This window comes from Occallatibacter savannae (assembly GCF_003131205.1).
Classification (GTDB): Bacteria; Acidobacteriota; Terriglobia; order Terriglobales; family Acidobacteriaceae; genus Telmatobacter; species Telmatobacter savannae.
Map to the genome: position 1 here is coordinate 651,589 of NZ_QFFY01000001.1, position 17,411 is coordinate 668,999.

General features: G+C 56.5%; 14 protein-coding genes. All 14 read right to left on the minus strand.

Annotated features, from left to right (window positions below; genetic code table 11):
- Window positions 1-157: 157 nt before the first annotated feature.
- The 14 genes from DHV10_RS02865 to DHV10_RS02930 all read right to left on the minus strand — a co-directional run bounded on the left by DHV10_RS02865 (window position 158) and on the right by DHV10_RS02930 (window position 17,409).
- Window positions 158-1,465, minus strand: a complete 1,308-nt coding sequence (locus tag DHV10_RS02865; RefSeq protein WP_162601139.1) for a glycosyltransferase family 4 protein — start codon at window positions 1,463-1,465, stop codon at window positions 158-160.
- Complete coding sequence (locus DHV10_RS02870) at window positions 1,462-2,337, minus strand: FkbM family methyltransferase (protein ID WP_109484794.1); 876 nt, start codon at window positions 2,335-2,337, stop codon at window positions 1,462-1,464. Before DHV10_RS02870 ends, DHV10_RS02865 begins: the two co-directional genes overlap by 4 nt.
- A gap of 91 nt (window positions 2,338-2,428) precedes the next feature.
- Entirely contained in the window at window positions 2,429-4,009 is a 1,581-nt protein-coding gene (locus DHV10_RS02875; protein WP_109484795.1) for a lipopolysaccharide biosynthesis protein, read from the minus strand.
- Window positions 4,010-4,028: 19 nt separating this feature from the next.
- Complete coding sequence (locus DHV10_RS02880; protein WP_109484796.1) at window positions 4,029-5,984, minus strand: acyltransferase family protein; 1,956 nt, start codon at window positions 5,982-5,984, stop codon at window positions 4,029-4,031.
- Window positions 5,985-6,051: 67 nt separating this feature from the next.
- The gene (locus tag DHV10_RS02885; protein WP_109484797.1) at window positions 6,052-7,497 is read right to left on the minus strand and encodes an O-antigen ligase family protein; all 1,446 of its coding nucleotides are present in this window, start codon (window positions 7,495-7,497) and stop codon (window positions 6,052-6,054) included.
- 61 nt (window positions 7,498-7,558) lie between these two features.
- On the minus strand, window positions 7,559-8,578 hold the full coding sequence (locus DHV10_RS02890) for an acyltransferase family protein (protein ID WP_109484798.1): 1,020 nt from the start codon (window positions 8,576-8,578) through the stop codon (window positions 7,559-7,561).
- Between the two features lie 54 nt (window positions 8,579-8,632).
- Window positions 8,633-9,538 carry a hypothetical protein gene (locus DHV10_RS02895; RefSeq protein WP_162601141.1) on the minus strand — a complete coding sequence of 302 codons (906 nt, stop codon included), beginning with the start codon at window positions 9,536-9,538 and terminating at the stop codon, window positions 8,633-8,635.
- 33 nt (window positions 9,539-9,571) lie between these two features.
- Window positions 9,572-10,819 carry a DegT/DnrJ/EryC1/StrS family aminotransferase gene (locus DHV10_RS02900; protein ID WP_109484800.1) on the minus strand — a complete coding sequence of 416 codons (1,248 nt, stop codon included), beginning with the start codon at window positions 10,817-10,819 and terminating at the stop codon, window positions 9,572-9,574.
- A gap of 96 nt (window positions 10,820-10,915) precedes the next feature.
- Window positions 10,916-11,425: an acyltransferase gene (locus DHV10_RS02905; protein WP_109484801.1), complete on the minus strand. Its 510-nt coding sequence runs from the start codon at window positions 11,423-11,425 to the stop codon at window positions 10,916-10,918.
- Window positions 11,422-12,420, minus strand: a complete 999-nt coding sequence (locus DHV10_RS02910; protein WP_204101304.1) for a Gfo/Idh/MocA family protein — start codon at window positions 12,418-12,420, stop codon at window positions 11,422-11,424. Before DHV10_RS02910 ends, DHV10_RS02905 begins: the two co-directional genes overlap by 4 nt.
- A gap of 121 nt (window positions 12,421-12,541) precedes the next feature.
- Window positions 12,542-13,678, minus strand: a complete 1,137-nt coding sequence (locus DHV10_RS02915; protein ID WP_162601142.1) for a sugar transferase — start codon at window positions 13,676-13,678, stop codon at window positions 12,542-12,544.
- A 174-nt stretch (window positions 13,679-13,852) separates the two neighbouring features.
- Window positions 13,853-14,839 carry a tyrosine-protein kinase family protein gene (locus tag DHV10_RS02920; protein WP_162601143.1) on the minus strand — a complete coding sequence of 329 codons (987 nt, stop codon included), beginning with the start codon at window positions 14,837-14,839 and terminating at the stop codon, window positions 13,853-13,855.
- A complete protein-coding gene (locus DHV10_RS02925) occupies window positions 14,823-15,818 on the minus strand; it encodes an ExeA family protein (RefSeq protein WP_109484805.1) in 996 nt (331 codons plus the stop codon). Before DHV10_RS02925 ends, DHV10_RS02920 begins: the two co-directional genes overlap by 17 nt.
- Window positions 15,819-15,831: 13 nt before the next feature.
- Entirely contained in the window at window positions 15,832-17,409 is a 1,578-nt protein-coding gene (locus DHV10_RS02930; protein WP_109484806.1) for an XrtA system polysaccharide chain length determinant, read from the minus strand.
- Window positions 17,410-17,411: the final 2 nt, after the last annotated feature.

The window sequence follows — 17,411 nt, forward strand, 5'->3', positions numbered from 1 at the left end:
ACGTCGTACCTTGTGTTCGCCTATCCCTTGGAACAGTCCACGCGATCTCCTAACGACTAACCGTGAGACTTGGCGCAATCAGTTTGAACTTCTGAGTGAGGCGTTTGAGGAGTGTTGTGTGCCCGGGTGCTCTAGATCGCTCGATTCAAAGACGGATTCAGCTCAGGTATTCGAGATGAAGCATCTTGGGCGGAAGGAACATAGGCTTCGGCGCCTTCCTCAAAACCCAATGCAGAACCTGCGTGGTTGCCACCGCCTTTGCTTCCCAGGTGAGGCGCTCTCGTGCGTAGGCCATTCCCTGGCTTCGTAGCTTCCGCAAATGGGCGCGATTGCCAACGAGATCCCCAAGGATCGCCGACATCTTCGTCACCATCTCGGCCTCATTGGTCAGCGCAACCTTATAACCAACTTCCGGAATTACGATGTCCCCTGGGCCGCCGAAGTCAGCCACCACCGGCACCGCGCCGCTAGCCAGAGCCTCAAAAACCACTCCAGCACCGTTATCGCGCACAGAAGGGAACAAGAAGATGTCGGCAGATCTCAGACCCGCCAATACCTTTGAGTGATCGAGCCACCCGCAGAGATCCACCTTATCTTCCACCCCAAGGCTGCGAACAAGCCCCTCGATCTTCGCTCGCTCGGGACCATCGCCAATGACTGTGAATCGTGCTACGTCGGCCCGCAGAACCTCCGCTGCAGCTTTCAGCGCCAGATCGCAAGCCTTCCGCGGATACAGGCCTCCGACAAAAATGATCTGCAGCTTTCCATTCGCACTCGGATCGCGCCTGTCCGGCTCGCACAGCGAGTCGGCAATGCCTGGCTCTGGGACAAAAAACAGCTTGTCGGCATACTCTGCAAATTCAGAGTATGTCTGTGAAGATGCCGCGATAATGGCAGCCGCATGACGATAGGTAGATCGGGCAAACGGCAGCATACGATAGACACCCCGCAGGCCGGAAATCCACTCTTTCTGATTCTCAAGCTGGCTAAATCCACGAGGCCACGGAAGGCCCCCGTTCAACGGGCCGATGACAAATGGGATTGGCCCCTTCCGCAGGAAGTATGCGAAAGGACTCGGTAATGACGGAGTCATCGGCATCACTCTCAGAACGATGTCGAATTCACCTCCGTAGATCCGCGACTTCAATTGGCTCCACGCACGCTGCTCGAACGCTACAGAGAATGGATACCCAAAGGCCGTCAGCACCTGCGTGTCATAGTTGTGCTTGAAAATTCTCCTGATGGCCCACGCGTGTATCCGCTCCAGCGTCGGCATCTTCACGACCTCGATCGACCGAAATGGCGCGTTCGCGCGGCGCACCGGTCCTTCGCTCGGAGTTCCCGTTACCAGCGAGACGTCGTGGAGATGCGCCAGCGCTGCGGCATGAGAGTACGTGACGTACGGCATGCTGATCGTATCGGGATTGACATCCGGTGCTAAAAGCAGAATCCGCAGCCGACTCATGCCCCCTCCTTTGCTGAAACCATGTCTTCCCTCGTCCGCTTCGTATTCATGTCCCGATCGCAGTTGCTTTTCCAAAACACCTCGACGGTCTCGTCCTTGCACGTCTCGAGCACTGAACAAAATTGGTCGCACCCGAGCCATGCGTTCAGAGAAAGACCTGCGCAGGTATCTGGTGTGTAGTTGAATTCACCGTGAGGTACTAGGTTATTGAGTTGCTGCACGCACGATATCCCCTCGTTCCTCAGCACGCGCAGATTGACTTCATATGACAGGAACGGAACAGGACTGCTCATACCGTGCAGAACTTTCAGCTCGTAGCCTTCAACATCGATCTTGATGAAGAAAGGACGACCATACATCTTCATCAGGTCGTCGACAGTCGTTGTCTCCACCGATTTGCTCGTGCTGAAGCTCAAGCCGTAGTGCTGATGCTTGAAGTCCCCGCTGTGAGTAGTGAGGTGATCGGCCCACGCCCGATTCAGCGTGTTCACCGCGGATCCCGGCCCATCGATCCACATCTTTTCTACCGCGACCTGGTCGCTGACCGCTTTCCCGACGAGGGTGACCGGGCACTTCTTCAGTCGATATTGGAGGAAGCGCTCTTTCAACGTGGCTAGGTTGGTGTCGTCCGGCTCTACGGCAATCACCCGCCCGCCGAGCCTCAGGAAGATATCTGTCTTGGCGCCGCCGTTGGCGCCAATGTCGAAAATGAGGTCGTTGCGCGAGAAACCGGCGAGCAGCTCCTTGTAGAACCTCTCCTCGTCTCTGCTGGCGACAAGAGCCTCCCTGTTCGCGATGGCCCAGTACATCTGGCGCACCGCGGATGACCGTAGTCTGTTGCGAACCGAGACTGCAAGCCTGTTTGCGGACATGTACTCCTAGTTCTCCTTCGAACGAGAGCCGGGTTGATCCGGTTGAAATACGCGGGAACTTGATGACGCCAGATCGCGGAAATAACGCGGGCTAATCGAGAGTTGAAACCGCCGTGTCGACTTGTTGAACAGGCGTATTCAAGATAGCCTGCGACCGACTCGGAACTAGATACTTCAGCATGGCGATCGTTTCCGCAATGGGTTTTGTACCCCGGTGAAGAACTACAACCGCGAGAAGATACAACACGAGAAACACGGCTGTGGTTACAACCAGCCTGAGCGCCGCAGCAGGCCCTCCCTCAAGCGCCACCGGAGTGTGGAAATTCCTTACAACGGCAAACGTCAACAATGCAGCCCCGCTCGACGCGGCGAAATACTTCCAGACCAGAGAGACCATCCGCCAAACGTTCAGCTCGATGGGCTTTCCCGCATACCACAGACCAGGGAGCATAAGAATGAAAAATGATGCCGTCCATGCGAACGCGATTCCCGAGGGACCCCAGTGCAACATCATAAGGAATAGGCTTCCTGTGCAGGCAAACTCAATCAGTCCCCAGCGAAACCATCGCTCCGGCCGGCCAATTGCAAGGTGAATCCACCCGTGCGTGTTGTACAGCAGCATCACTCCAATACCTGGGCCGAAAAGCGTGAAAATCTTTCCTGCTTCATCCCACTGCGGGCCGAGCAACACGCGAATGAAATCTCTCCCGATCAGGCAGAAATCCGCCCCCACTCCCATTCCTACAAAAGCCAGTAGGGAAAGTGCTCGAAGAAAGTAGCGCTCAAACTGTTCGCGATCCGAGCTTACCCGGCTCAGCACGCCGACCGCTACCGAAGACAGCGGCGACAGCAGCTGCGTAGCCGCAAGCACAAACAAATCGTAAGCCCGTTTGTAGAACCCGAGCACCTGGGCGCCGAATTTGTAGCCGACGAGTAGGTTATCGGTATTGCGCGTTAGATAGTTGAATCCGAAATGCAGATAGACATTGAACGCAAACATGACCCCGGCTGAGGTATCCGACTTCCGGCTCGGCAGCCTGGGCACCCATTGGCACATCGACCAGGAAAGTATGGCGATCAGCAGATACTGTGCAACGCACCCCCAGACCAACGCCCAGTAGTGCAAGCCTGCCAGGGCGAAGAGAATGCAGAAAAGCACATAAGCCGCTGCTCCGATGAAGTTGATAAGCGCGACTGTCCGGAAGTGCATGGCGCGCTGCAGCAGAGCCAGATGAATATACGCCAGGCATCCAAGGAAAATCGTCAGCGACATTCCAGCTGCAACAGGGGTCACAGCTGAGTTGTTGAAAAACAGGGCCATCAATCTGCCCGATGCGGCAAAAACAACCGTCAGCAGAGTCCCGATGCCTAGATTCACCCAGAACAGGTTGCTAGCAAGGCTCTCCGAGAGTTCTTCCCGCTGCATGATCAGTTCGGTGAATCCATTCAATCCCCAGCTGCGAAACAAGAGATTGAAAGTCGTCACCATGGTGACGATCCCGAAATCAGTTGGCGTAAGCAGACGCGCCAGCACAATGACAGAAGCCATTTGGACGACGAATCCAGCGGCTTGGCCGATGACTGAAGCAGCTGCTCCTCTGATTGCTGATCGGCGAAGTTCCTCCCCGGACTCTATCGCTCGGAATGCGCCATTCGGCTGAAACGGTCTCAAATGCCCTCTTTAGCGGTGGCTAGTTCAATCGCAGCTCGCCCGATGCGACGAGGTGCTTCACAAGGAGCGCGGCGCCTTCCTTGCTCAAGTGATCACCGTCTCGCATCAGAGGTATAGCCTCCCCCGGATCAGCGTATTCGGCGCAGCCCCGCTCATCGCAGGTGGCTCGGTAAAGCGAAACATAGGGAACATTCCAGGTTGTCATTCCAAGCGCCTGCATGCGTTCATCCATGGCCCGCGACGACTCTGCGAGATGCTGCTGTGGTAGATCAGGTTTATTCCAGGCGATCGAGTACGCGAGCAGTCGTGGCAGCGGCGAATCGTATTCCGCAACCGGTCCGAACAGCACCGTCTTCACGTTGTGATCCCTTGTCCATTGCAGAATCTCAACCAGCCCCTCCAGGCTCGCGGGATACCACTGCGCTTCCAGCAATAGTTCGCTGCCTGGGTGATTCTGCAGATAGTGATCCAGAACAAAATGAATCGCTTCATCGCAAGCAGGAGATCCCGTGGAGTGGATTGAAATACGGCAGCCCCACACCGAAGCTAGCTGTACGTTCTTGCCCCCTGTATTCATCGTCAGACCAGGCCACAATGAGGCCGCGTGGCTGTCCCCAAGAAGAAGATATCCGGCTTTTCCCTCGCCGATCTCATCGCACGATGAATTTGTGAATACAGTCTTGCGATTCGATTCTGTAATCCTGCAGGTACCCCACTGACCCAACGTCGGATCTCCTCCTCCTTCGGAGAAGAGCAGTGAAGCAATGCGCACCGCTCGTGGAGGGAAACGACTCTCAAATCCACCGGAGGAAATCATGAGAACGCACACTGAGATAACCGCCGCTGCCACGGACCCCGACACATAAAACAGCGGCTTTCTTTCCACACGTCTCGGATGAGCTCGAAACGGCCGTTCAACATATCGCCATGAGAACGTCGCCGCGACAAACGAGAACAGAATGACGAACACCTTGTTCATGGTCTGCGAAGACAGCAGATAAGCCCATCCGTGCGGGACGATTGTCTTCAGATTGAACAGCAGGCCGTACTGGCTCAGAACGATGAGCGGCCAGTGCCATAGGTACAACGAATAGGATATAAGCCCGATGAACACGATCGGACGGCATGCCAGGCATCGCGACACAAGCGAGGCGCCGTTCTCTCCCGCCCCGATGATCAGTGCCGTCCCGATACAGGGCAAAAGTGCTGCCGGACCAGGAAACTTCGTGTGTGACGTATACTTCAGAACCGACCACCCGATCATGCCGATTCCGATCAATGTAGCGGCATTCCTCTTTGCCGCTGTCCTCATCTTCGGCCACAGCCCAAGAGAAAGAACCGTTCCAAGCAGAAGTTCCCACGCCCTCGTGTAGGGCATGTAGAACGCGCTCTTCTCGTCGTGCATCACCACATACGCACTCAGCCCCAGCGAGATGAAAAACAGCCCGAGGATCAGTTCTCTTAATCTGCGGGGGAACAGTCGCTGCGCAATCAGCAACAGCACCGGAAACGTCAGATAGAACTGTTCCTCAACGGCCAGCGACCACGTGTGCAATAGTGGCCTGGACAGCGGGGAGTCGAAATAGCCCGAGTGCAGCCAGAAGTAGAAATTCGATACCGAAAGCGTCGCGGCAACTGCCGATTTAGCAAAAGCCACCAACTCGGCCGGCAGGAACAAGAACCACGCCACAACGCACATCGCGCCCAGCATCGCGAAGAGCGCGGGAAAGATGCGCCTGATCCGTCGATCGTAGAACGACACGATCGAGAATGTCCCTGCATTAATCTCCGACACGATGATCGAACTGATGAGGTATCCGGAGATGACGAAGAATACATCGACCCCGACGAAGCCTCCCGAAATTCTCCCCGGCGACAAGTGAAACGCAAGTACACTCAGCACTGCTACGCAGCGAAGACCGTCGATATCCGGCCGATACTTCGGCTTCTGCGCCGTGGAGATTGCATTGCTCATGATTGACTTGAGGGCTCCGATGACTGGAAACTTGGAAGACTCTAGATCTGCTTGTGTGTTGCGGACATCAGAAACCGCGCGCTAGGGGCACATCGCTGTTCGCGGCGAAAGCCTCGCCGTAGCCTGCTTGCCGGCTTACACTCATGCTCTTCGCCTTCGACCTCGTTCGTCGAACAGCCCACAGGCCCGAGCTCGCTCCGGTTGCGCACACAATTGAAGTCAGGAGCATGATCCACATTGAGGTCATGGTTCTGAAGCCGGCTTCCGTGATTCCGTAGAAGGCACCCCCCACCACGAACGCGAGCAGCAGCCCGCCAACTGACCGGTCATACCGGAATGCCGCCACTGCACGGCGATATCCATTGAGCAGGACAATACCGATGAGAACCACACCCACCCAGCCAAGATTCAGGTAGACCTCGATATAGCCGTTGTGTGCTTCGTTGATCTGCTCCGCGTGGTACCAGTTCAGGAGGTTGCGGTGGAATATCTTCGCATCCGGGCTCGTCCAGAAGCTGTCGAACCCAGCGCCGAACAGAGGATTCGATGCAGCCGGCAGCAGCGCAGCCCAGATCAGTGTCCTGCCTGACAACGTCGACTGCCTGCCCAGCGCGCCGGCCACCGTACCCATGCCTCCAATCAGCAGAACGATTGCACCCACAATTACGATGGCTGCACAAAGCGCGTGCACTCGGGCGGGCTTTCCGCTGATTGCGCGCGTATTCGTCGCAACAATTAGTCCGCCACCCAGCAGGAAGCATGCAATCGAAGTAGACGAATGCGCCATCCACAGCAGAACGATTCCGAAGCCCATCAAAGTGAACTGTGCGAAGAGCCTCCTTTTGCGGTGCGGCGCATTTCGGTCCGCCAGCAAGCGGCGAATGGTCCACAACGTACCCAGCGCGACGATGTAGACGATCAGTCCGAGGGTGTTCTTATTCGTGTTCACGCCCACATTCATCGGCCCGCCTTCAGGATCGAACACGCGCCCGGTCGCCGTATACCGGATCATGAAAACGGAAAAAGGCAGAAGTACAAAACCGATTCTCGAGAAGAAGTCCTGCAGGGCTTCGATCGGGTTTGCGTCTGTGGCAACAATCAGCGCCATCATCACATCGCCAACATCCTTCGCCCAACGTTTGAACGCCGGCCCTGTGTAGGGCGCCCACGTCACGCTGATCAGGCAATACACCGAGTACAAAACGATCGGCGACATCCGAACCAGGTATTGAGCTGTCTTCTTCCTCCTCTGGATCAGAACGACGAGAGCCAGAAACATAAGGCCCGCGTAGAAGGCAGCGTCGACAGAACTGCCCTCGAGCGTCGACGCCAGATCGTCAGAGGACAGGTCCCGCACTCCCAGCCACATCGAAAGCGGCCTTGACCCTATGATCATGAGCCAGATCACCGGCAGCCACAGAGCCTTCGAACTCTTTGCGCTACCATCCCGATTCAGGTAGAAGAGCCCGATGACCCCGGCGGCACAGATTGTGAATGCAACTAAAGTGCTCATGATTTTGTTTGAAGCCCTGCTTCTCTACTCCTTAGCGAACGCCCGGACACTTCGCATGTCCTTAGTTGAAGACCAGCTTGTAGGCGCGGTCTATGCCGGCTGCCGCGTGTCTGGCGCGATCCAGCACTTCCACGCCTGCGATCGTGAGGACGAATGCTCCAAAAAAGGTCCCGGCCAGAACATACGCATCCGGCCCTCGGTGTCTGAAGAGCGCGGCCAGGAGTTGCAGAATCACAATCTGGAAGATATATCCAAAGAGCGAATACTTCCCCAGCAGGTCGATAGTTCCGCGGACTCTGCTCTTCTCAGAACTAAACAGACCAATTGCGTAGAGCACAATCAGCGTCAGGAAAGTTCCCGCAATCTGCAGAAGGAACGGTACGCCATATCTCGTGATGGCCACCGTATACAACGCATAAGCGATTCCGATCGCAAACCAGTGTGAAACGGCCTTGTTGATCTTCTCCATCGGAATCGCTCCCATGACTACGCCCATCATCCCGATGCTAAGTATCTCGAGATTCATGCTCGGCAACTCCATGAGTTCAAGCCCTGATGCAGCAAGGAAAAACAGCGCAAACACGACATACGACGTCCATCGAAATCGCCGGAAGAGCGGGATCAGCAACCCGGAGAAGACCAGCAGATACCCGATCGGCACAAGAATCGAAAACGACACAATCTTCGTCGTGAAGTTTCCAGTGAGAAATGCTGCTACGATGCTCTGTTCATCAACCTGGCGAAATGCCGAGGAGCCCGGAGACAAGACTGGCAGCGCCAGAATGCGCCCCACATTGAGTAGAACAAAGATGAGGAGGATCTTCAGGCCCCTGGTCACAAGCCGCTTTGTGATGTCGAAACTCTCCACCCTCTGTCTTGACAGATACACGCTTGAAACCATGAAGCCCGTGATGAAGATAAAAGACGGGCTAAGAAAGCGCAGATACGGATAGTAGGGCCACTCCAATCCAATGAAATAGTTGACCCAGTGATAGAGAACCATGAAAAGCACCAGCGCGCCCTTGGTGAAATCCAGAGCTGCAATCCGGTTCTGTTTCACAGGGCTTGAGGTGGCCAGCATTTCAATTCCTCATGCGGAGCAATCATGTTGTGCTGCGCGGCGAACCGGATCCGTTCAGGATTCCGCCGAGACACGATAGCGCCGTTCATACCACGCCCTGCGTAAATTGCGAAACTTCTCGGCCACTGGTTCCGGAATTCGATCGGCCGCCCGATGATGAAGCCCATAACGAAGCGCAAGCCTGCCGGTCGCGGTCAGCGGCACGTAGTACCGCGGAATGTCTACGCGCTCGAAGCCGTTCACTTCCTTGAAGTGCGTCAGGCTGTCGGCTTTTCCCCCGTAGTTGAAATTCTCATAGATGAGATAGGACACTCCCTGCCTCGCGCAGGCGCGCACAGCTTCGGCGATCAGTGCATTCGTTGGAGCTTTGTCCTTGTGCTGAACCATCGATAGGATGTGCACCAGACAGGCCTGTGTGCGGCTCTGATCCATCGACAGCTTGGTGAAACCGATCATCACCTCTCCCACAAATGCCCCGACATAGATGCTGCGGTCCAGAAACGTGCCAGCGTACTTGCGTGCCCCCTCCATCGTCATCCCGTAGTGAGGAAACTTCTTGCCCTGCCGAACCGGCGTCTCGTTGTAAATTCCGCAAATGCCGCGCAGCAGTTCATCGCCAAACGGAACCTCACGAAGAACGACCCCCTTCTTTTCAGCTTGCCTCGCTCGATTCCGCGGATACGATCGAATCTGGTTGTTCCACCAGTTCTCGAACGTGGAAACCGGCAGCACTGCAAGGTTATCCATTTCGACGGGATAAGAATGTCTGACAGACGTATCGGGCAGCCTCTGAAGAAATGTGAAGACATCGGCGCCCGATCCACTTGCCTTCAATATCTCTACAGCAGCTTTCGGATCGTCAGGAAAGGTGTACTTTTCCCCATCCATGCGCGCGATGCGCACGACCCGGCCCTGAATCACTACGTCATTATCGAACAGCTTTACTCTAGAGGGTTTCATAGCTCCCGCTATCACCGACACTCATTTGAAGGTTCACGATGCCGAACGGCCGACAGAGATCAAGGACTCCGCCCCGGCCGGACTCTCTTCGGTGCGCGACGTCGCAAACGCAATTACTTCTGCTGCCACCTTCTCCTGTTGTTCCCGCGTGAGTTGCGGATACATGGGCAGCGAGACAATCTCCGCTGCAGCGCTCTCGGTAACCGGGAAATCTCCGGCGCTGTAGTTTAGCGAGACGTACGCCCGCTGCAGATGCAACGGCACCGGATAATGAATGCCCGTGCCGATTCCCGCTTCTTTCAGATGCTGCATCAGTCCTTCACGGTCATTGGTTCGAATCACGTACAGGTGATAGACGCCCCGAGACCAGTTCGGCTCCCACGGAAAACTGACCGCATCGCATTTCGATAGCAGGCGGTTGTACTCGGCCGCCCTCTCCCGCCGTGCCTCGTTCCAAGCCTTCAGGTGTCCAAGCTTCACGTGCAGAATGCCGGCCTGCAGTGCATCAAGCCGTCCGTTGTAGCCTTCGATCGCGTGATAGTACTTCCGGCTCTGGCCGTGATCGCGAAGCATCTTCGTCTTCTCCGCCATCGCCGCATCGTTCGTCGTGATCGCTCCGGCTTCCCCGCATGCACCCAGATTCTTCCCTGGATAGAAGCTGAACGCAGCCGCCTTCCCCATCGATCCCGCTTTGAACCAGCGGTTGTGTTTCTTCGAAAAGTATTCGGCTCCGTGCGCCTGGCACGCGTCCTCGATAACGATGAGCCCGTACTCTTCTGCCAGTTCGAGGATCCTGTCCATATCGGCGACCTGCCCGTACAGATGCACGGGAACGATCGCGGTCACGGGTCTGCCGCTGCGAAGGCTTACAAGCTTTCCGGCCTTGTCGCGAACGCACTTCTTCTCCAGATAGCGCTGCAGCATGACCGTGGACATGTTGTACGTCTGCTCGTCTACGTCCACGAACTCCGGGATGGCGCGCGCCTGCGAGATCGCCTCCGTTGTCGCGATGAACGTATGCGGAACCGTCAGCACGACATCTCCAGCCTGAACGCCGCTGGCCATGATCGCGAACCGGAGTGCATCCGTACCGCTGTTCACCGCGATCGAGTGGCGAACGTCGCAGAACTCCGCAAACGCTGCTTCGAAGTTCTCGACCATTGGACCACCGATGAAACCCGCCGTGTGCAACACGCGGCGAAACAAGGCAGTAAGTTCCTCCTCGAGCTCTACATGAGGGGTAACCAAGTCGAGAAACGGGATTGCTACATCAGTATTCATGGCCTCTCCTGACTGATGCTCTTTTTGAAGTCGCACAAACGGTGCGGTCTGCTTCGAGCTGATTTTGAGACTTTGGCTGCCGGATCCGGACTAGCGTCAACCCGCGGCAAGAGATTTGTTTTTGTCCGATGTGTTCAGGGCTCGCAACACCTTCGCCGGATTGCCTGCCACCACTGTGTTCGCTGGAACATCGCGGGTGATCACGCTGCCCGCGCCGACAATCGCATTTTCTCCGATCGTCACGTTCGGCAGGATCGTTGCGCCCGTTCCCACCGACGCACCCCGCTTCACCAGCGTCTTCTCGACCTTCCAGTCCGCCTCGGTCTGCAGGTTGCCGTCGGCGGCGGTGGCGCGCGGATAGATGTCGTTCGTGAACATCACACCGTGCCCGATAAATACGTTGTCCTCGATCGTCACGCCCTCACAGATGAACGAGTGGCTCGAAATCTTGCAGCGACGGCCAACTTTCGCGTTCTTCTGGATCTCTACGAAGGCGCCGATCTTCGTCTCGTCGCCAATCTCGCAGCCGTAAAGGTTGATGAACTTCGAAAGGCGAACGTCCGCGCCCAGCTTCACGTCGTCAGCAATGCTGTTGAAGGTGTTCACAGGTAGACAAGCGCTCCCTTTTTCTTCAGAGACTCATCTGCCGTCTCGAGCATTCGCACCACTCGCAAACCGGCACATCCGTCGTTGAACGGTTTTTGACCGCTCGAGACGCACTCCACGAAGTAAGCCATCTCCTGCTTCAGCGCCTCGCCTTGCTCCAGTTGCGGAGACCACATGTCACCCGAGCGGTAGCTGACCAGCAGTTCGTACACGCCTTCTCTGCTGCCGATCTGGACGCCCTTGTCGTAGATCTTCAGCTTCTCATCGGCCTCAAGGTCGTTCCACACCAGCATCCGCTTCTCGCCGCCGATAAGCGTCGTTCTCACCTTGACCGGTGAAAGCCAATTCACGTTAACGTGGGCAATCACCTTCTCGGGAAAGTAAAGTGTCATATACGCCACGTCTTCATGTCCGTTCAGATGTCCCTGCCCCGTTGCAACCACAGCCTGCGGATCGCCCTTCAGCAGGTAGTCCATGATCGACAGGTCGTGCGGAGCAAGGTCCCAAAGCACGTTGCAGTCATGTTGAAACAGGCCCAGGTTCACGCGCGTGGAATCGTAGTAGTAGAGCGGCCCCAGTGCGCCGTCATCTACGAGTTGCTTGATTTTCTTCACCGCCCCTGTAAACAGGAACGTGTGGTCCACCATCAAGGTCAGGTTCTTCTGCGCGGCAAGATTGATCAGTTCCTCGCCCTGCGCCGAAGTGCTCGTGAACGGCTTTTCCACGAAAACATGCTTGCCATTCTGCAGTGCCGCCTTGGCAAGCTCGTAGTGTGTCCACACCGGCGACACCACTGCAATCGCGTCGATCTCCGTCGACGTGATCACTTCGTTTGAATTAGGAACGACCTTGATGCCCGGATGGGCTTTCTGAGCACGAATACGGGCCTGAGGGCTGATCTCGGCAATGGCCACCACTTGAGAACCCTCCAGATTCGAGAGGTTTCTCACGATATTCGGGCCCCAGTAGCCGTAACCAATTACGCCAAACTTCATGATTCGCCGACTTTCCGCTGAATCGCTGATTTGTTGGGGGATGACGTACGAGGGGTTGGGAGACCGGGACGAGCCTTCATCCCGGCAATCGAAAAGAGAGTTGATTGTATTAGGAGTGCGCTTAGTACGCGCCGGACCCGCGGATCACAGCAAGTGGCGTCCGAAGAAGAATTTTGAAGTCAAGCCACGGCGTCCACGACGTCGCATACTTCAGGTCCAGGCGGACCATCGAATCGAAGTCCACCGTGCTGCGGCCTGTAACCTGCCACAGACCGGTAATGCCCGGCTTCACTTCCAGCAGTCTCCGCCGATGCCACGTCTGGTAAGCCGCCAGTTCGTATGGAATCGGAGGCCGCGGTCCGACAAGCGACATGTCGCCCTTCAGAACATTGATGAACTGTGGCAGTTCATCAAGGCTTGTCTTGCGGAGAAAACGTCCGAGGGGCGTAATGCGCTTATCGCCGGTCAGCTTGTACACGTTGCCTTGATTCGCCTCGGCAACCTCGCCTTTGTTGATCAGCTTCGTTACATAGTCCCGGTGTACGCTGTTATCGTTCCCCACGTACATCGACCGGAACTTAAGAAACTGAAACTGCCTTCCGTGGTGCCCTACACGCATTTGCCGGAACAGGATCGGCCCCTTCGACGTTGCCTTGATCGCGATCGCAATCGCTACGCAGAAAGGCATGAAGATCGCCAGCAGTATCAGGCTCCCCACAATGTCAATCGTCCGCTTCAGAATGAGATGCGGCTGCTTTGTGCTCGCCTGCTTCGAGAGATCTGGGTACAGCGCAGGATTGCTCGGCCGTCCTGGTCCGTTTTCGTCCCAGTCGTCAGGATAGAAGTGCAGCGAGATGCTGATCAGATTGAACTGCTCGAAGCTCAACTCTTCCCGCAGTGTGCTCGTCGCTCGGGTCAGGATCGTCATCAGAATCGCGCTCTTCTCGCCCGATACCAACCCCGTATAAAGCGCGCCGATCGTCGTCTTGCCTTTGTACCAGCCCACCACGTCCGTGTCACGGCTCGATGCCAGCAGTGACGTCATCACCGTCTCAAGCGCCGGCGCAGACTTGGCAGTGTTCTGATTCGCGATTTCCACCAGCATCAGAACGAACGGCGCCTTGGAGCGCTCCGTCCGCTTGCGCTCTACAGCGATGACCCTTCTGAAGCTCTCTTCGTCGAGTGCCCTGCGCTCCGCGGCTGGTTCGCTGAGGGGATCAATTAGATTGACTGGCCGACCCTGCCTACCGGTGTTCACTGGCCCTCCCAAGGCATTCCGTTCCATGCTTTGCAAAAACAACAATTTCTTGTAATGCTCGCGTTACTGTGTCGCTGCTAGAGCACCGGATCAAATGCGTCTTCAAAAGATCCGAACCGTGGACCGCGCTGATCTTAAGAGAGTACCGAGGCTCTACTAGATTAGTGACAAATCTCAGCCTTCCGCATCGTCGGTTGGTAACCGATTATCGGGGCGATAGTAATAATCTGCGTGCGAGATTCCCTTAGCACTGTTCAAAACTGCCCCGATCACCCTCTGGTTCCCAAGCGCTTCCAGTCCGCGCTTCAGCTGGCGCTTCTGGGTTGTGCCCTGCCGTGCCACCAGCAGGATCCCGTCCGCCAGATTCGTCCAGACGCTTGTATCGGCCAGAGGCAGAATCGGCGGCGAATCGATGACCACCCAGTCAAACCAGTCCGTCAGCTGCTCCATCAGCGGAATTGCTCGCCCCGACTGCAGCAGGTCAAGGGATTCGCCGGTTGCCTGTCCCGCAGGCAGAATCCATATTCCCGGGCCGTCGAGCTTGTACATGCTCTTGACGATCGCCCGTTCTCCGTTGAGCCATTCGCAGATGCCCGGCTTGTTCGGCAGCCCGAAGATCTTCGACTGCGTCGGTCTGCGTACATCTCCCTCAAGTAGCAGTACCTTTTGCTGCGTCCGGAGCGCCAGCGTACACGCCAGGTTCGCCGCCGTCAGGCTCTTGCCTTCCTGCGGAATCGAACTCGTGATCAACACCTTCTTCAAAGGCCGTTGCCGGCGCATGTGCCGCAGCCGAACGCCTAAAAGGTGAAAGGCTTCTCCGGCAGGGCTTTCTGAATCGAGCACGGAGACCAGGTGGCTGCCCACAGGAGGCCGCACGCTCAGAACTTCGCACTGCGACGGACCGTCGACCCGCTCAGCCGGTGCTGCCGTCCTCAGAACCGTCGATACAGCAACAGGTTCCCTGTTGGGCTCCGCCACCGCCACCGCCGAGTCGTTTGCCAGTGGCGTCGTCCAGGCATCGGCCGGCAACGTGCTCGACCGGCCCGTAAACGTATCGCGTTCGGCACGCTGCAACACCTCGGTGGCGCGCAGCTCCGTACCGCCGTCTTTACCGCTTCGCTCAGATTCAGAACGCTGCAAAGCGTCAAATATTTGACTCATGATCCCCCGCTTCAACCGCGATTGGATTACCCGAATTCGAAACCGGCCCGCGACTCTTTTGGCTTGCGGCATACAGATCGAGGAAGAAGTTTTTGGCTCTCTCCAGATCGTCTTCCGCACCACCACCATTGCTGGCATTGGCGATCTTTGAACCGTTGGTATTGAGGTGGAAGTCCCGTGCCACCCCCAGCACAACGTCCTTGTTGATTGTCGTCATCTGCCGCGCATAGCCCGTAATCAGCGAGTTCTCGCAGATTGTATTGATCAATCGGGGAAAGCCCTTCGAATACTGATGAATCGTCTTGACAGCATCTGGAGCAAAAATCGGCTCCTGCCGTGTGCTTCCCCCGGCAATCGTCAACCGCTCCTGGATGTAGCGATCGGTGTCTTGCTCATCCAGCGGAGTCAGGTGTGCCCGCAGCGCAATTCTCTGCTTCAATGGCCGCAGTTCGAACGAATCGAGTTTCAGATCGAGTTCCGGCTGACCCACCAGCACAATCTGCAATAACTTATCGTCGTTGGTCTCAAGGTTCGAGAGCAGCCGGATCTCCTCCAGCAATTCCATCGACAGGTTATGCGCCTCGTCCACCACCAGTACCGTCGTGAGCCCCTGCAGCCCTCGCGACGTCACAAATCGGCTCAACTCCAGAAGCAGCGCGCTCTTGCTCTGCTGGCCATCCACCTTCAGGCCGAAATCTGAAGCGGTGTAATGCAGAAACTCCATCGCCGACAACCGGCAGTTGAACAGATATGCATAGGCAATTTCGCTGCTCTCCTTGAAGAGCTGCAGCAGGCAGCGAAGCATCAGCGTCTTGCCCGTTCCAACTTCTCCCGTTACCACGACCACGCCTTTGTGACGCCTTATGCCGTAATAGAGTGCAGCCAGCGCTTCGTTGTGGCGTACCGTTGGCACAAAACACGTGGGATCCGGCGTGAGGTCGAACGGGTTGCGGGTCAGATTGTAGAAGCTTTTGTACATGAGAACTCTCGAACTATCCTCTCAGGAAGCTGAACGTAGACCCTGCAGCGATACAGATCCCCACAAAAGCGGTGAACGCCCACCCCAGCACGAGCCGCCGTTTTGCAGCATCTTTGTCCGCCTCTGACTGAACTTCAGGAACCTCCGCCAGAACATTCATCGCAAGCAATGCTCTGATATCGCTCTCCGAGTGCATCCGATCGTCGAGAAACTCGAGAAGAAATACAATCAGACCGCCCAGTACCAGTCCCGCAGCCAATCCAAACCCGCAGAACTTCAGGTGATTCGGGAAGTCCGGCTTCACCGGAAGGCTTGGTGGGTCGAGCATAATGAAGCGCTCGCCGCGCTGCAGTTGCTCCATGCTCGTCGCCATTGCAGATTGAGTCTTCTTCTTCAGTAAATCGTCGTAGATCGACTTCGTCTGCTCGTAACCGCGTGTCAGCTCCAGAAGCTGCTGCTCCGTGCCCGGCTGCGCATTCAACCTTCCCTGGTACTCGTTGATCCGCGCCTCGAGCGAAGAGATCGCCTTCTCGCGACTCTGAATCTCAATCTGATTTGACTGGAGCTGCCCTTGCAATTGCAGGAGCGGCCCCGATTCAACCTCTCCCGCTTGCTGCTTCGCTCCGGGAGTAGTCGGTGTTGCCATCAACTCCCGCTTCTGCTGCTCAACCTGCGCAATCTGCGCCTTGAGCTTCAGAACATCGGGATAGGAATCCGTGTAGCGGGAGCGCAGATCTGTGAGCTCTCCCCGCAGATGCTCGAGTTGCTGATTGATGGCCGTCAACTCAGTCGGACCGCCGTCAACAGAACGCCCGGAAGCATGCAGGCTTTTGTACTGCTCAATCAGCGTCTGATAGTACACACGCTGTTGCTTCGCGGTGTTCAGCGCATCCTGCTGATTCTGCAATTGTCCCTGGAGGCCTGAAAGGATTTGCAGGTTGCTGGATTGCTGAGTCGGCAGCGCACCCTCGTGAATCGCCTCGAACTGCTTGACCTTCGCTTCCTGTGCTGCCAGCGCCACGCGGGCATCTTCCAGCTGCTGCTCCATGAAGTGCGTCGTGGCCTGCGACTGCTCCTCACGCACCTTCGTGTTTTCGTCAATAAACAGCTGCGTCAGCTCGCTCGTAACCTTCTGAGCCATGCGCGGATCAGAAGCCGTGAAGCTGATCGTGAACGATGTGATCTGGTTGTTGCGTCCATCTTTGGCGGTCTCAACATTGATGTTCTTCCGCAGCGCCGCAACCTTGTCGTCGTCGTTCTTCGGTGCGTCCGCACCGTTATACAGATTCAGCTTCTGAATGATCGTCAGAAGGCGCGTCCGGCTCAGAATCTGCTGCGTGATCGTCTGCAGCCTGTCCTGCAGGTTGTCGGTCACGTTCGACGGAACATAGCTCTCCGGCATCGTCGGCTGCTGTACCTCGACGAGCGTGCTCGACTTGTAGCTCGACGGCAGAACCCAGCTCGCGCCCCACACCACCAGCCATCCCACCAGCAACGGCACCAGGAAGTACAGGTGACGTCTCCGCACGATGTCCAGGTACTGCTCGTAGTCGAATTGTGGTGTTTCCTGCTCTTCCAGTAGCTCAGGCATGC

Excerpts from the sequence above, each read along its gene's own strand:
- DHV10_RS02865 (WP_162601139.1), bottom strand. The coding sequence starts at position 1,465 with ATGAGTCGGCTGCGGATTCTGCTTTTAGCACCGGATGTCAATCCCGAT.
- DHV10_RS02870 (WP_109484794.1), bottom strand. The coding sequence starts at position 2,337 with ATGTCCGCAAACAGGCTTGCAGTCTCGGTTCGCAACAGACTACGGTCA.
- DHV10_RS02880 (WP_109484796.1), bottom strand. The coding sequence starts at position 5,984 with ATGAGCAATGCAATCTCCACGGCGCAGAAGCCGAAGTATCGGCCGGAT.
- DHV10_RS02885 (WP_109484797.1), bottom strand. The coding sequence starts at position 7,497 with ATGAGCACTTTAGTTGCATTCACAATCTGTGCCGCCGGGGTCATCGGG.
- DHV10_RS02890 (WP_109484798.1), bottom strand. The coding sequence starts at position 8,578 with ATGCTGGCCACCTCAAGCCCTGTGAAACAGAACCGGATTGCAGCTCTG.
- DHV10_RS02895 (WP_162601141.1), bottom strand. The coding sequence starts at position 9,538 with ATGAAACCCTCTAGAGTAAAGCTGTTCGATAATGACGTAGTGATTCAG.
- DHV10_RS02900 (WP_109484800.1), bottom strand. The coding sequence starts at position 10,819 with ATGAATACTGATGTAGCAATCCCGTTTCTCGACTTGGTTACCCCTCAT.
- DHV10_RS02910 (WP_204101304.1), bottom strand. The coding sequence starts at position 12,420 with ATGAAGTTTGGCGTAATTGGTTACGGCTACTGGGGCCCGAATATCGTG.
- DHV10_RS02920 (WP_162601143.1), bottom strand. The coding sequence starts at position 14,839 with ATGAGTCAAATATTTGACGCTTTGCAGCGTTCTGAATCTGAGCGAAGC.
- DHV10_RS02925 (WP_109484805.1), bottom strand. The coding sequence starts at position 15,818 with ATGTACAAAAGCTTCTACAATCTGACCCGCAACCCGTTCGACCTCACG.
- DHV10_RS02930 (WP_109484806.1), bottom strand. The coding sequence starts at position 17,409 with ATGCCTGAGCTACTGGAAGAGCAGGAAACACCACAATTCGACTACGAG.